A 12,993-nucleotide genomic window follows, 5' to 3' on the forward strand; every position below is an offset into this window, starting at 1 on the left:
ACGACGGCGACAGGCGCTCCCGTTCGCCCACGAAAGAAAAACAGCCCTGTATCACGCTTCGCGGGGTCGCGCCGCATCTCCTCCTCTGTGTAGATCGGATAGAAAATCCGATGCCCCGCCGCTGCGTCTGCCGCAAGCCGATTCACAACTGCCACGGTTCGCGCAGGCGAGATGTGAGAATACCATGCCAGGCGCAGACTGCCGAGCGTATCGCCATCCATGTACCCGCTCTGTACGGGAAAGAGCAGCCGACCGTACGGTGCAAACAGGAGTGCCCTTGCCACATCCTCCACACGGGACTCTGCTGAAAACACGCTCATCTCCTCTCCTCCGCTGCATCGGTGCCGGTCTGTATGTTGTCTGCCTCCCGCGCAAAGGATAAACAGCTGCCGAAGCACAGCATAGCCGCCGCTGCTGCGATGATGCTGCAGACGAAAAGCCGCATACCGTCACCACTACGTTCCCTCATTTCTATTCTTCGCTATGCCTCAATCGTGAATCCTGCGCTCGTGCAGCCATTTCACAAACGCAGGGTCGTCGTGGTTGACGATCTCGCTGTGCCCGAGGTCGAGTTTTGCGATCTCTGCCATCTCCGCCTCATTCAGCGCAAAGTCCCAGATATCGAGATTTACCGCGATGCGCTCAGCACGCACGGACTTCGGCAGGATCGACACGCCACGCTGCGTATTCCAGCGGAGTGCCACCTGCGCCGCCGTCTTTCCGTACTTCTCCCCGATCTTCGTCAGTACGGGATGCGTAAAGATGCCGTGTTTGCCCTCGGCGAGCGGTCCCCATGCCTGCGGCACGACACCGTACTCCTTCATCGTCGCGAGTGCCGCCTCCTGCTGAAAGAACGGATGCAGCTCCACCTGATTCACCATTGGCTTTATCTCCACCGTCTCACAGAAGTTCGCAAGCACGGCAGGATAGAAGTTCGACACGCCGATCGCCCGAATCTTCCCCGCGCGGTGCAGCTCCTCGAGCCGCCGCCACGCGCCGAAGAAATCCCCCATCGGCTGATGAATGAGGTAGAGATCGAGATAGTCCAACCCGAGTTTTTGCAGGGAACGCTCAAACGCCGTACCCGCCGCCTCATAGGAGATATCCTGCACCCAGAGCTTCGTTGTGATGAACAGTTCCTCACGCGGCACACCCGACTTTGCAATCGCCGCACCCACCGCCTCCTCGTTCTGATATGCTGCCGCCGTGTCGATCAGGCGGTAGCCCTGCCGAATCGCCTCGATGGTCACGCGCTCACACTCTGCAAGGTCGGGAATCTGGAACACGCCGAAGCCTTCAAGCGGCATCATTACGCCATTATTGAGTTTTACATTTTCCACTGCCATTTGAAATCCTCCTTAATATCCTTGTTTCGACATCCATTCATAGAGTGCCGTCCGCGCCTCCTCGGGCGACTTCTGCGCGATATGTCCCTGGAGTGCAAAGCCCTCCCTGACATCCGCCTTTGTCACGTCCGCAATCGACCGCTGCGTATCAGAGAGCCCGCTCCCTTCATGTGTGCAGAACGGCAGGATGATCTTGCCCGCGAAATTCTCCCGATCGAGGAAGGTGTAGACAGGCATCGGCATGTCGCTCCACCAGATCGGATAACCGAGAAAGACGACATCGTACTTGCTGAGATCGGGCAGCTCGCCGACGATTTCAGGACGGGCGTTTTCTTCCTTCTCTTGCTTGGCGGCTTCCGTCGCGGGACGGTATTCCTTCGGATACGGCTTGACGGTCTTGATTTCAAAGATGTCACCGTGCGTGCGTTCGGCGATCATCTCTGCAAGAATCTTTGTGTTTCCCTTCTCGATGTAGCCGACACCGCCTGTGTTTTCGTCGGCGCGCGAGAAGTACACGACAAGGACACGCTGATCGCTTCGTGCAGATGCTGTCGTCTGTGTTTCTTTCTGTGCAGAAGTATCTGCGCCCGTTTGCGCATTGCCTCCGCCGCACGCTGTCAGCAGCAGCATCATCGTCGTCATCAGGATTGTCAATAGGGTTCTCATGTCATGACCTCCATTTCATTCGATTCCCATATGTTTACTTTGCCAAATCTATTGCGCAAGTGCGAGCAGTTTCAATAATTCTGCATCGTGGTGATATACGAGCTTCGTATCAGCGTCAAACATCATGGTTGCGCCTCCTTGCAGTGTATAGGCATCCCAATTCGGCATGCCGGGCGCTTCGGGTTTTCCCGTGCGGGCGAAATGAATCCAAGCGCGGCTCATCTGCGCTTCGATTTTCTTTGCCTCCGCGCTTCCGCCGATGCTTTTCTCCGCGCGGTCAATGTTGTGAAATACAAAGGGAATCTCTGCCGTGTGGTAGGACATATGTCTCATCGGTGGCAATGAGGTCATTTTTGTGTACCGTCCCATGAAAGCGATCCGATATATCTGTGCCGAGGGGAAGCGGCATTGCCCACGCGGAGCCGACAGTGAGGCCGAGCGACATAGTCGCCGCCGCGATAAAGCTCTTGCCCTTTTTCATCGACATCATCTCATTCCATCAAAGATTCTTTGCGTAGAACATCTGGAGCTGCGCCACCGCCTGATCCACGTACTCAGGCACCCAGTAGGTACGGATGTGGCTCGCGTCCGGAATCAGGAAAAGCTCTTTGTTTTCCGTGCCGGTCGCCTTGGCAAAGGCATCCTTCGTCATATAGAGGGTGTCCGCCTTCTCGCCTGCAATCATCAGGAGGGGCTGATTGATCAGCTCCATACGATCCTCCACATCAAACGCCATGAGCTTCATAAAGGATTCGGTGGTGTAGATTCCCGTAGCGTTCGGATGACGGTGGGAGAGGCCGTAGTATTCGATGCCGTCGCGATAGAGCGTGTTTTCGGGAAGCTCCGCCATCTTGGCGCGGAGCTGTTCATCGGTGGCGTTCGGCGGGAGGAATCCCTCATAGACAATTTCCCCTGCGAGCTCCTTCTCCCGTGCATCCGCTGCCTTTTGCAGACGTGTCTGGATGCCCTTGATGTCCGCATCCTGGAAACCGTTCCGACGCACCCTGCCGGAGTTGAACATCGACAGCGCGGCAACCGCCTTGATGCGCTTGTCGGTCTGCGCCGCCGCGAGTGTATAGCCGCCGCCGCCGCAAATGCCGAGCGCACCGATGCGGGTCTTGTCCACCTTCGGCAGCTGAGACAGATAGTCCACCATGCCGCTGACATCCTCGATGCGGTTCGAGGGATAGTCCCTCAGTCTCGGCGTGCCGCCGCTCGCGCCCTGATAGCGTGCATCGCAGGCAAGGGCGATGTATCCAAGCTCCGCCAGTCGCTGTGCATACAGCCCTGCCACCTGCTCCTTGCTCGCGCCGTTGGGATGCGCCACGGTCACGGCAGCATATTTCTTGTCGCTCGTTTCATCGTAGTCTGCGGGAAGGTAGAGATTCGCGGCAACCTCGATGCCCTCCACTTCGTACGTTACGGGGCGGATGTTCACCTTGCCCGTGACATTCTCCGTCAGTGCGCCCTGATAGACGAGCCCGAACGGATTCTCGTTCGGACGCTTGCTCTCGCTCGCCGAGGCACCGCCGCCCCCGAATGCAAAGAGTCCGAGAGACATCAAAAGTGCTGATTTCATGATTGATTTTTTCATTGGTAAAACTTCCTTTCCCAAATCCCCAAATGATTATTACTTTTTATCCAAGCCCTTCTCGTGCATCCATCGCTCCATCTCCGCCGCGACCTCTGCGTTGTTGAGGTCGGACATGAGGAAGTGCGTGTTTCCTTTGATGCCAACATCGGGCAGAACGATAATCTCCGCATCGCCGCCATGTGTCCGCACGACCTCCGCCCAGCGGCTTGCGAGGTTCAGCCGCGTGCGCCAGTTGTCGAGCCCCCAGATTTCGTGCGGCTTATCGCCCGTCGGGATCTTGTCGCCGAAATAGACGACCATCGGCGTTTTCAGAAGAGCCTCGAACTCCTCCGCCGTCACCTCCATTCCGCGCGCGGGGAACGGGCTTGTTGTCTCCTCAACCACAGGCACCTCGCCCGGCGGGAACGGGAACGTACCCGGTTCGAGAGCGATCACGCCCTTCACTTTGGGACTGCGAATCGCCGCGAGCCACCCCGGACCGCCGCCCGCCGAGTGCGTGATGAGGACATTATCGCCCGTACGGTCAATGACCGCCTCCATCGCCTTTGCGACAACCTCCACATCGAATTTTCCCGTGTCGGGTGTCATCTGATGGAAGAACTGCCGCAGCGACTCCTCGTCGCGCGGGAACGCCATGCCATCGAAGATCATCGGGTACTGCCCGATGCGGAAGTTGTTGAACCAAAGCTGATCCTGCGGCTGTGCCTTGAGCTCTGCGGGCACGGTCGACTGTCCTGCACGCCCACGGCGCGGCTCGTCGACAATGTAGGTCGTCCATCCGTCTGCGAGAAAGATGTTCTGGAAGCCATCGCGCCCGTCGGGCGTTGTCTCCCACGTCTTGCCCGACTGCCCGTAGCCGTGCAGGAAAATGAGCGCATTCTTCCGCGCATTCACGGGACGCTGCCAGAAAACATAGGCGGCATCGCCGTGCAGTGTCTCACCGTCGTAGTTCGTCGGTTCGCTGTCCTTGTATACGCCGGGCGCGGTAATTGTCACGCCGCCCGCCATAAAGCTGCCCTGATCCTCGATCGTCACGGGACGGCTCAGTGCCTCGACACTCCCCATAAATAGACTCACCAAAAGTGCTGCCGTCAAAGCATACTGTGTTCGTATGATATCATCCTCCTAAAACAGATCTCCTCGGAGAGGACTTGCCCTGCCCTGCCATCCGTAGTACAATGCTATCATAACAGGCGGTAGCAGCTACCGCGCAAGCCCTTTTTGAAATTTTTTGGAGGAAAATCATGTATACAATGAAGGGAGCCTGTGAAGCGACAGGAATGAGCTATGAGACCCTGAAATTCTACTGCAATCAGGGCCTTCTGCCGAACGTCAAGCGTGACGCACACAATCACCGTGTTTTCGACAATCACGATATTGGGTGGCTGAAAAGCCTTATCTGCCTCAGAAACTGCGGCATGAGACTTGCCGAAATGAAGGAATACCTCGCACTCTGTCTCGGCGGCGTCCCCACCATCCCCGAGCGCAAAGAACTCCTTGCAGGCAAGCGTGCGGAACTCGTCGATCGGCTCACTGCTGTCCAAGCATCCATCGACTACATTGACTGGAAGCAGGGATTCTATGACGATGTGCTCGCAGGGCGCACGCCCTACATCAGCAATTTTCTCCCGAATGAAGCGGATGCAGAATCTGCAGAAGAGAACTCTGCACATGGGTGATTCCATAAGAAAATAACCGCTGCACAAGGATACGTTTCCTTATGCGGCAGTCATTTTTATGTGATGATACAATTTCCTAGAGAATCGTCATTTGCTGTCATACAGCATCCGTATTCTCTTTTTCCGTCAAGCACGTCTCTAACTGTCTTATCAAGATTGGTAATTCTTCAAAAACGACTTCCGCTATAATATTCCAGTTTGTTCCATCATAATCATGCACAAGACGATGCCGCAAGCCTGCAATCATCGCCCATGGAATCTCATTATGTTTCGCTTTATACTCCGGGGTCAAGTTATGGCTATGCTCCCCCATATTATATAGCGGCGTTGTGACAAGCCACTGCAACGGCAGCTGTGTCATCAGTGCTTCTTTTTCAATGCTATTTTTTAGGATATATTCCTGCAACCGAACGGCATAGTCATAGATCTTTTGAACTCTTTGTCGATCGGAATACTTCATGCCACCAAAACCTTTTCTTTCATAATTGTTTTGTAGAAATTACTGTCCGGATTGACTTCACCGATCTCAAAAACATCTACTTTTTTCTCTAGCGTCTCTCGCAAATCCTCTGCCAGAGCAAAAATCATCGTTCGCTTAAACTTTTCTCCACCGTAAATCAAAAAATCCAAATCACTATTTTCGTCTGCTTCACCTCTCGCATATGAGCCAAACAAATAAATTTCTTTCACATGGTATTTATCAGCAAGTGGTTTTACCTTCGCAACGATATGTTCCATTGTAAATACAGGCTTCTGCATCATAATCCCTCCTATTCACTCATATCATTATATCACATAACCGCGCAGCTCTTCCCCTTTTCCTCTGATTGCCATACGATGCTGGCAAGAACCACGATCAGGACACTCTTGCTTCATCCTGAAAAGTTAGGCGGCATTTCGTCTATCATTACATTGTATCGTTATCGACGTTACTTCGTTCATTGCCGCTACCAAAATGATACTAGAGGGAAACGTCAGTGTTGCATTGGCACGCGACACGGTAATCTGGCGATCCTCAATCGGCTCGCGCAGCACCTCAAGTGTCTTCTTGCTGAACTCCGGCAGCTCATCGAGAAAGAGCACGCCGTGATGGGCGAGTGTCACCTCGCCCGGACGCGGGATGCTCCCGCCGCCGATCATCGCCACCATCGAGGATGTATGGTGCGGACTGCGGAAGGGACGCGTGGTCACAAGCCCCGTATCCTTGCCGAGCAGCCCCGAGATGCTGTAAATCTTCGTGATCTCGATGGCTTCTTCCTTCGTCAGCTCCGGCAAAATCGAAGGCATCCGGCGTGCCAGCATCGTCTTGCCCGAGCCGGGTACGCCGACCATCAGGACATTATGCCCTCCCGCCGCTGCAATCTCAAGTGCACGCTTCGCCTGATACTGCCCCTGTACGTCTGCAAAGTCATCGGTGAAGGCGGCGTCCTTTTTCTGTTCTGTTGCTTGTGGCACAGCGGGAGTCAGCGTCTCCGTGCCCGTCAGATGGCGCACGAGCTGCGCCAGATTCTCGACCGCATAGACCTTCAGTCCGTCAATGAGGAGTGCCTCGTCTGCATTGGACGGCGCAACATAGAACTCCGTAAGTCCCCGCTCACGCGCCGTAATCGCCATTGGAAGGATGCCGCTAATCGGACGGCAGTTCCCGTCAAGAGAAAGCTCCGCTGAGAAAAGTGCACCCTGCACTGCCGTCTCCGGAACCATACCGTAGGATGCAAGGAGACCAACGGCAATCGGCAGATCAAGCCCGGAGCTGTCCTTTCGCACATCGGCGGGCGCAAGATTCACCGTTACCCGTTCCTGCCGCAGCTGAATGCCGGAGTTCCGAATCGCCGTGCGTACCCGCTCCTTTGACTCCTTCACCGACGTATCAGGAAGCCCGACCAGCTCAAAACCCGGCAGCCCGGGCGACACATCCACCTCAACGTCGATAATTCGTCCGTCAATCCCGAGGGTCGTCGCACCATAGGTCTTTGCAAACAACAGCCTTCCCTCCCACGTTTCAAATATAAGAAAATTATAACACAGGAGAGGGGAAGATGCCTAATGATTCTTTGCAAAAGAAAAGAGATTCCAGGCGCTAAGTGGAGCGAATGGAATCTCTTTTGTATGGGTTTATGGAACCATATCGGATATGGAAACCCGCTCGACGTTCTGCACGATCTTGCCCTCGTAGCAGTCACCGAACAAGGATTCTGCCGCTTCCTTGAGTTCGGATTCGGGCAGCCGTTTCAATCCGCATTTCGTGCGCGGCTGACTGCAAGACCACACCTTAGTTCCCTTCGTCCAAGTGTCACGCTCACACTTGCTGCCGCAGGAGGCGCAGTACACTTTGTTGGTGAAGGGATCTCCTGAAACATCTTCACTACATAGGAGAGAAATGCTTTCTTGCTTTCATGCAACGAGGGGCGTCCGCAGTGTTCGCGGTTGCTCTCGTATACTTCCTGACCGTTGACAGCTCTGTATCCCACGCGCTTCCCGTTGTGGAGCAGAACTCTGCCCCGCCTCAGTTCGTTGTGTACGGTGTTGGGCGCGCAGCCGATCTCCTGTGCGATGCTGCGAAGGGAGCGTCCGTCTCTATGTCTGATCTGGATGATGACGCGCTCTTCATAAGTGAGATGTGCCCCTTTGCGATGCTCCGATTTTGTGGTACATTCTAGTTGTTCCATAGCGTGACTCCTTTGGTAGATTGGTCTGTTCAACTCTATTTTACCATAAGGCTTCCGCTATGGAATTTTTCCTGTGCAACTTGATTTTACAACCTATAAAAATTATTTTTCCAGTGCCTTTTGGAGTGCGGCTTTCATCCGTGTGATGCTGTCTGCGCCGGCAATGCGTTCATCACCGATGATAAAGAGCGGCACGGAGCTGACGCCACGCATATAGGCCTCCGTTTCATCCTGCTGCACTTCGTCCAGATAGAGCGTGTCGAACTTGATCACTTTTTCCGCTTCTTCCATATTAAGACCTGCCGACTGTGCCGCACAGCGCAGAACATCGGGTTCGGAGAGGGCGGCATTTTTGCCGAAATAGGCATCCATGAGAACCTCGATAAGACGGTCGGCTTTCTCCGGCTCTTTGCTTTGTGCATACTTGGTCAAACGATGTGCATCCACGGTGTTGACAAACTGGGCATCGACAAAGTTGAAGTTCAGTCCTTCCTGTCTGCCCATGGCAGTAATGCTGTCGATGCGCTTTTCTGCTTCATCTGGCGAGAATCCGTACTTGCGTACGAAGAGGTCGGTCATGTTGCCTACGGATTTTCGCGGTGCATTTGGATCAAGCTGGAACGCTTTCATTTCAAGTTCAATCGGCTCGGTGGTGTCCATCGCGGCAATGGCTTTTTTCATGCGTGTCTCTCCGATGTAGCAGAAGGGACAGGCGTAGTCGGACCAATATGTGATTTTCATGTGGCATCACCTTTCGTTATGTGATGATAGAGTGGGTTCTTCCTGCGGCAGAGATTCTGCCTGTGTCGTGTGTTGATGCAGATAGTCGATGTAGCGGTTTCCCCACACTTCAATACAATCGAGGACGGGGGTGAACGCGTAACCGATTGGCGTCAGCTCGTATTCGACGCGCGGCGGGACTTCGGGGAAGGCGGTGCGTGTCAGCAGGCCTTCATATTCAAGCGTTTTCAGCTGTGTGGCAAGTGTCGCCTGTGTTGCGCCGACTTCCTTTTGAATTTCGCCAAAGCGCCTTGCACCGGCGGCAAGGGTACGCATGATGAGGATCGCCCATTTCCCTGCGATGAGTTTTTGCGCCGTAGCAAAGGGACAAGAACCGAATTTGTTCATCTGTCGATGGGGGGGCTTTGTCATGGTGATTCCCTTCTGTCTGCATATCGTTCATACGACCTGTTAGAAATAATAGCACAGTTCTTTTGTTAATGCAAGTCGAAAAATTAAAGTTAGTGTTTTTTATGTGTTTCTGATCATATTATTGGGTGGACTGTAGTATAATGAAAATATATAGAAAATCCAACGAAAGTGAGGTAGATACACACGCTCTTTTCCCTGCCCTTTGTATTTATAGACGTGGAGCGGCAATCCTGCGATGGATTCGGCAAGGATGCGCACGCAAGCGTAAACCGCTGTTGTCTGCATCGCAGTCCTCTCATTGACCGCCTTGCCCGCCGCTGTCTGTCCAAACAAAAAGGACAAGCCGCCGAGGTGATTCTTGGGCTTGTCCCGTGAACGGAAGAGTTTTGTGAAGAAGTTCATGGAAACCTCCATTTCAGGTTTGTAATTTTTATGTCCGCTGCAATCTCCCAATCCCCATGTCTTGCACAATATTCGAATTTGATTTATACTAACCATATCAAATGTGGGAAATCCCACTCCTTAGAACGGAGGAATATGTATGCAAGCTGCAATCAAAGGTCGCTATCAGGCTCACTTGGATGCAAAGAAACGTCTGACACTGCGCGGTGCTAAATATGATTATTACGAAGTACAGGAATACGATAACGGCATTATCCTGCTAGAGCCGCGAGAACTGGTTCGTCCAGAGGAAATATCGAAACGTACGCTACAGATGATGGATGAATCCATCCGCAATCTGAATGCAGGAAAAGTTTCTGCACCGATTGACCTCTCCGGATTCTGAATATGGATTTTTCGATTCATATGGGTATTCCTGAAATGCTTGAACTGTGGATGCGTCTGCACAAAGAGAGCATGGATGGAAGTATTTCAAAAGCAGATGCCAACCTTTATAAAAAATGGGGCAAAGCATTAAAACTTCTTGCTTCCAATCCATTCTATCCAAGCCTCCATACACACGAAATCCAAGATTTAACCAGACGGTACGGACAAAAGGTCTGGCAGTCATATTTGGAGAACCGAACCAGTCGCGCCATGCGAATGTATTGGGTGTATGGCCCAGAGCAGAAAGATATTACCATCATCGGATTGGAACCCCATCCCGAAGATAAGAAAAACGGTGCATACGACAAGGTCACGCTGTCAAAACTGGAACCGCTCGAATAAACACTAATTCACAGCAACAAAATTCCTCGCTCATCATAGACACATGCGGAGGTATCATTCCCACACCGAATCGCACGGTCAAGCGCCATGATAAGCACGATCACGCCGTCGATCTTCTCGGTGGATTTCTCCTTGTCCGCCTTGATGTTTCCTGCAGGGTCGGTGCGAATGAATATATTGTCTGCCATCCAGCGCATGACGGGATGCCCGCCGTGCGCTATTTCTTTTCCAGCGTCAGCTTCATCAACTCCTTGGTTGGTGCCCCCATATCCTTAAAGCCCTACCCGAATGGAACAACGGTGAAGCTCATCCCCTCGAGGTTTTGCACCATCTGTACCGCGTCACGTCGCTCAAAGACAATTTCGCGGATGTTGTACTTCTCGCTAAGCCGCTCAATAAACGCCTCGATAAAGCCGTAATGTACGTCATTTTCTCCGGATTTATGATAACCAGATAGTTTCCATACAGACGAGATTCGGAAATCTATGTTGCTTCCTTGCTATGAGGTCAGCATCCAGAACGGTAATCTTCATCATCCCTTGAGCGCGGTAGGCGCTCCATGCCGATTTTCCTACAGAACCACCGAATGTGGTGATGCAGTTCTGCTTTACGATATCCAAAATCTCATTCTCTTTGAAAAGGAATGTGCATCTGACTATAATGTAGGATGGGGAGCATAATGGAATCTATTTTTTCTAGAGGCACTCATCCCCCAACACCAATCTCAATCCCTCCCTTGAAAACAACGACTACCGTGCCGTCCTCCTTGACCACAATGTGATCGAGTAGTCCGCCCCATAGCTCCTCGTCAAACTCAACCTGCTCCTCGTTGATACCACATACCACTTGAATCATGGTCTCCAAGGTCTTTCTCTTGCTCTCCCTCTCGGCGATTTGGTCGTCCAATTTTTCCAAATTTCCCTGCTTTTCCACATAGAGTCCGCGAATCTCATTTTCCTGTTTCAGATACGCATTCTGATCCTGTGCCACCCGCGCATTCTCCTGAATCAGTATTTCGATCCGTTCTGCCAAAACACAAAGTCCCTGCTCTACTCTGTTACGTTCCTCCGTCAGCTCTACCGTTTGGCAAACGTCGTCAATCAGGGATCGGAGTTCCGCAATTACGTTCTCTTTGACTTCCACCAAGGAGTTCAGAGCCTTGACGAAAATCTGTTTGATCTCCTCCTCTGTCAGATGCCTTGTACTGCATGGCTTGCCCTTGTGGGCGTATTTCTTGTTGCAGCGATAGATGACTCTGCGGTATTTGTCGGTCGAGTGCCATACCTTCGCTCCGTACCAACCGCCGCAGCAGCCGCATTTGATTTTGTTCGCGAAGATGCTCACGCCGCTGTGCTTGCCGTTCTGCTCTCTGCGTTTTATCTCCGATTGCACAAAGTCGAACAAGTCCGGCGGAATAATCGCCTCGTGATGTTCCTCCACATAGTACTGCGGAATCTCACCCGTATTCTTCCGTCGCGTCTTATCGAGGAAGTCCGCCGTATACTCTTTCTGGATCAGCGCATCGCCACGATACTTCTCGTTGGTGAGGATGGAGCGCACTGTGGAAATGTACCACTTGTCCTTTCCCGATGGGGATTTGAGGCCGCGCTTCTCCAGTTCCTTAGTGATGGCGTAGGAGGATCGCCCGCCAAGGAAGAGTTTGTAGATGAGCTTCACCACTTGCGCCTGTTCCTCGTTGATTTTGAAATCCTTGTCATAGCCGAGAAAGGCACTGTAGCCCACACTGGTCTTGCCCTCAGCGTGCTCTACCGTGTCCATCCAGCAAGCACGACAAAGTATCTTGCCGAAACGGATCCCGCCTTTGTTGTGAGCGCAGGAAAGAACATTGCTCTTGCAGGAGCGACACTTGCCGCACTGGACAAAAACGACAGTGTTCTTCTCTCTGCGGGCGAGAACATCTCGCTTGACACTAAGAAACTTCAAAGCGAGAAGGATATGACGGTAAGTACGGAGAATTATCGTTGTAGCAAGTCCTGCTATTCCTGCAGTGGCAGCCACTGGAGCCACTATGGCAACACACGGAGCAATAACCGTTGGACAGGCAAGCAAAACCTTGCCGATGACCTTTCAAGATTTAGTGCCGGTACGTCTGGCAAAAATGCAAACGACTCGGTAGACAAGATACTGGAAAAAGCAATACCTAGACCTCCAAAAAGACGGGCAGAACAATACGATAAGACAGGAGGATATGACCATGCAGAAAAAGACTTCAACTCATTAGATTTAGAAGAAGGAAGTGTTAAAGATAGAACAGGTGAAAGAGGAAAGATAAAAACAGGGAAACTGCGTGATGGCAGGGATGTGAATGTACGAGAGAATAGCTCAGAAGGGCATCCTACTCTAGAAATCATTCAGCCTAATAATACACGGATAAAAATAAGGTACAACGACTAATTATAGATTTGGAGGAAAATACAATGTATGGAAAATGGAGTCAATGGAAGCCAGTGTCGGATCTTCCTGGAAAGATGTATACAGAGAAATTGATCGAAACTTGTGATGGCTTGGAGATTACCTTAATGGCACGCGATGACAGTCGCGGCATTAAGATAATTTTCCCCTACTCCGTTATTTCCTATCAAAGTACAGAGGAAGAGAACCGGTGTAAAACACTTGGCTTTTTAGATAAAGAATACGGAACAGATTTTTATGCAAAATGGACGCTGTTTGAAGTGCAGGATTCTGTTCTACTCAAA

Annotated in this window: 16 protein-coding genes and 6 pseudogenes; 5 read left to right on the forward strand and 17 right to left on the reverse strand. The window is 52.1% G+C overall.

The features are described from left to right. From HMPREF0908_RS11000 to HMPREF0908_RS01510, 7 genes and pseudogenes are all read right to left on the reverse strand, one after another. A pseudogene (locus tag HMPREF0908_RS11000) lies at positions 1–320 on the reverse strand (alpha/beta hydrolase); the annotation flags it as partial. Continuing rightward, the gene (locus tag HMPREF0908_RS10890) at positions 317–469 is read right to left on the reverse strand and encodes a hypothetical protein (RefSeq protein ID WP_006689644.1); all 153 of its coding nucleotides are present in this window, start codon (positions 467–469) and stop codon (positions 317–319) included. The pseudogene HMPREF0908_RS11000 and the gene HMPREF0908_RS10890, both read right to left, overlap by 4 nt. A 19-nt stretch (positions 470–488) precedes the next feature. Continuing rightward, complete coding sequence (locus HMPREF0908_RS01490) at positions 489–1,346, reverse strand: aldo/keto reductase (protein ID WP_006689645.1); 858 nt, start codon at positions 1,344–1,346, stop codon at positions 489–491. 12 nt (positions 1,347–1,358) lie between these two features. Continuing rightward, positions 1,359–2,012, reverse strand: coding sequence for a flavodoxin (locus tag HMPREF0908_RS01495; protein WP_006689646.1), 654 nt, complete (start codon positions 2,010–2,012; stop codon positions 1,359–1,361). 48 nt (positions 2,013–2,060) lie between these two features. Continuing rightward, positions 2,061–2,441 (reverse strand): carboxylesterase family protein, encoded by a 381-nt coding sequence (locus HMPREF0908_RS01500; protein ID WP_342626109.1) that lies wholly within the window; start codon positions 2,439–2,441, stop codon positions 2,061–2,063. Positions 2,442–2,511: 70 nt separating this feature from the next. After that, entirely contained in the window at positions 2,512–3,591 is a 1,080-nt protein-coding gene (locus HMPREF0908_RS01505; RefSeq protein WP_245522886.1) for an alpha/beta hydrolase, read from the reverse strand. 51 nt (positions 3,592–3,642) lie between these two features. Continuing rightward, entirely contained in the window at positions 3,643–4,701 is a 1,059-nt protein-coding gene (locus HMPREF0908_RS01510; protein WP_245522887.1) for an alpha/beta hydrolase, read from the reverse strand. 149 nt (positions 4,702–4,850) lie between these two features. Here HMPREF0908_RS01510 and HMPREF0908_RS01515 point away from each other — a divergent pair, with 149 nt between their 5' ends. Further along, positions 4,851–5,285, forward strand: coding sequence for a MerR family transcriptional regulator (locus tag HMPREF0908_RS01515; RefSeq protein WP_006689651.1), 435 nt, complete (start codon positions 4,851–4,853; stop codon positions 5,283–5,285). A gap of 97 nt (positions 5,286–5,382) precedes the next feature. Here HMPREF0908_RS01515 and HMPREF0908_RS01520 read toward each other — a convergent pair whose 3' ends face one another. From HMPREF0908_RS01520 to HMPREF0908_RS01555, 8 genes and pseudogenes are all read right to left on the reverse strand, one after another. Beyond that, positions 5,383–5,745, reverse strand: coding sequence for a HepT-like ribonuclease domain-containing protein (locus HMPREF0908_RS01520; protein ID WP_006689652.1), 363 nt, complete (start codon positions 5,743–5,745; stop codon positions 5,383–5,385). Then, positions 5,742–6,047 carry a nucleotidyltransferase family protein gene (locus tag HMPREF0908_RS01525; RefSeq protein WP_006689653.1) on the reverse strand — a complete coding sequence of 102 codons (306 nt, stop codon included), beginning with the start codon at positions 6,045–6,047 and terminating at the stop codon, positions 5,742–5,744. Before HMPREF0908_RS01525 ends, HMPREF0908_RS01520 begins: the two co-directional genes overlap by 4 nt. Before the next feature lie 123 nt (positions 6,048–6,170). Then, positions 6,171–7,268: a YifB family Mg chelatase-like AAA ATPase gene (locus HMPREF0908_RS01530; protein WP_006689654.1), complete on the reverse strand. Its 1,098-nt coding sequence runs from the start codon at positions 7,266–7,268 to the stop codon at positions 6,171–6,173. A gap of 132 nt (positions 7,269–7,400) precedes the next feature. Beyond that, positions 7,401–7,634, reverse strand: a pseudogene (locus HMPREF0908_RS10485) (recombinase zinc ribbon domain-containing protein); the annotation flags it as partial. A 155-nt stretch (positions 7,635–7,789) separates the two neighbouring features. Continuing rightward, positions 7,790–7,954, reverse strand: a pseudogene (locus HMPREF0908_RS11390) (helix-turn-helix domain-containing protein); the annotation flags it as partial. A 102-nt stretch (positions 7,955–8,056) separates the two neighbouring features. Beyond that, a complete protein-coding gene (locus HMPREF0908_RS01545; protein ID WP_006689656.1) occupies positions 8,057–8,695 on the reverse strand; it encodes a DsbA family oxidoreductase in 639 nt (212 codons plus the stop codon). 6 nt (positions 8,696–8,701) lie between these two features. After that, positions 8,702–9,082: a winged helix-turn-helix transcriptional regulator gene (locus tag HMPREF0908_RS01550; RefSeq protein WP_006689657.1), complete on the reverse strand. Its 381-nt coding sequence runs from the start codon at positions 9,080–9,082 to the stop codon at positions 8,702–8,704. A gap of 204 nt (positions 9,083–9,286) precedes the next feature. Beyond that, positions 9,287–9,508 (reverse strand): annotated as a pseudogene (locus HMPREF0908_RS01555) (phage portal protein); the annotation flags it as partial. Positions 9,509–9,647: 139 nt separating this feature from the next. On the opposite strand from HMPREF0908_RS01555, the gene HMPREF0908_RS01560 reads away from it, so the two are divergent. After that, entirely contained in the window at positions 9,648–9,893 is a 246-nt protein-coding gene (locus tag HMPREF0908_RS01560) for a hypothetical protein (protein WP_006689659.1), read from the forward strand. Positions 9,894–9,895: 2 nt separating this feature from the next. Further along, positions 9,896–10,276, forward strand: coding sequence for a hypothetical protein (locus tag HMPREF0908_RS01565; RefSeq protein ID WP_006689660.1), 381 nt, complete (start codon positions 9,896–9,898; stop codon positions 10,274–10,276). Positions 10,277–10,284: 8 nt separating this feature from the next. On the opposite strand, the pseudogene HMPREF0908_RS10495 reads toward HMPREF0908_RS01565, so the two are convergent. Next, a pseudogene (locus tag HMPREF0908_RS10495) lies at positions 10,285–10,766 on the reverse strand (terminase TerL endonuclease subunit); the annotation flags it as partial. A 215-nt stretch (positions 10,767–10,981) separates the two neighbouring features. Then, a pseudogene (locus HMPREF0908_RS01580) lies at positions 10,982–12,040 on the reverse strand (recombinase family protein); the annotation flags it as partial. On the opposite strand from HMPREF0908_RS01580, the gene HMPREF0908_RS11080 reads away from it, so the two are divergent. Together HMPREF0908_RS11080 and HMPREF0908_RS11005 are read left to right on the forward strand one after the other, a co-directional pair. Further along, the gene (locus HMPREF0908_RS11080) at positions 12,038–12,691 is read left to right on the forward strand and encodes a hypothetical protein (RefSeq protein ID WP_006689663.1); all 654 of its coding nucleotides are present in this window, start codon (positions 12,038–12,040) and stop codon (positions 12,689–12,691) included. The pseudogene HMPREF0908_RS01580 and the gene HMPREF0908_RS11080 overlap by 3 nt on opposite strands. Before the next feature lie 23 nt (positions 12,692–12,714). Continuing rightward, the coding region (locus HMPREF0908_RS11005) for a hypothetical protein (RefSeq protein ID WP_006689664.1) at positions 12,715–12,993 on the forward strand (279 nt) is incomplete at its 3' end.

The organism is Centipeda flueggei ATCC 43531, from assembly GCF_000160695.1.
GTDB classification, from domain to species: domain Bacteria; phylum Bacillota; class Negativicutes; order Selenomonadales; family Selenomonadaceae; genus Centipeda; species Centipeda flueggei.

Excerpts from the sequence above, each read along its gene's own strand:
- HMPREF0908_RS10890 (WP_006689644.1), bottom strand. The coding sequence starts at position 469 with ATGAGGGAACGTAGTGGTGACGGTATGCGGCTTTTCGTCTGCAGCATC.
- HMPREF0908_RS01490 (WP_006689645.1), bottom strand. The coding sequence starts at position 1,346 with ATGGCAGTGGAAAATGTAAAACTCAATAATGGCGTAATGATGCCGCTT.
- HMPREF0908_RS01495 (WP_006689646.1), bottom strand. The coding sequence starts at position 2,012 with ATGAGAACCCTATTGACAATCCTGATGACGACGATGATGCTGCTGCTG.
- HMPREF0908_RS01505 (WP_245522886.1), bottom strand. The coding sequence starts at position 3,591 with ATGAAATCAGCACTTTTGATGTCTCTCGGACTCTTTGCATTCGGGGGC.
- HMPREF0908_RS01515 (WP_006689651.1), top strand. The coding sequence starts at position 4,851 with ATGTATACAATGAAGGGAGCCTGTGAAGCGACAGGAATGAGCTATGAG.
- HMPREF0908_RS01520 (WP_006689652.1), bottom strand. The coding sequence starts at position 5,745 with ATGAAGTATTCCGATCGACAAAGAGTTCAAAAGATCTATGACTATGCC.
- HMPREF0908_RS01525 (WP_006689653.1), bottom strand. The coding sequence starts at position 6,047 with ATGATGCAGAAGCCTGTATTTACAATGGAACATATCGTTGCGAAGGTA.
- HMPREF0908_RS01545 (WP_006689656.1), bottom strand. The coding sequence starts at position 8,695 with ATGAAAATCACATATTGGTCCGACTACGCCTGTCCCTTCTGCTACATC.
- HMPREF0908_RS01550 (WP_006689657.1), bottom strand. The coding sequence starts at position 9,082 with ATGAACAAATTCGGTTCTTGTCCCTTTGCTACGGCGCAAAAACTCATC.
- HMPREF0908_RS01560 (WP_006689659.1), top strand. The coding sequence starts at position 9,648 with ATGCAAGCTGCAATCAAAGGTCGCTATCAGGCTCACTTGGATGCAAAG.
- HMPREF0908_RS01565 (WP_006689660.1), top strand. The coding sequence starts at position 9,896 with ATGGATTTTTCGATTCATATGGGTATTCCTGAAATGCTTGAACTGTGG.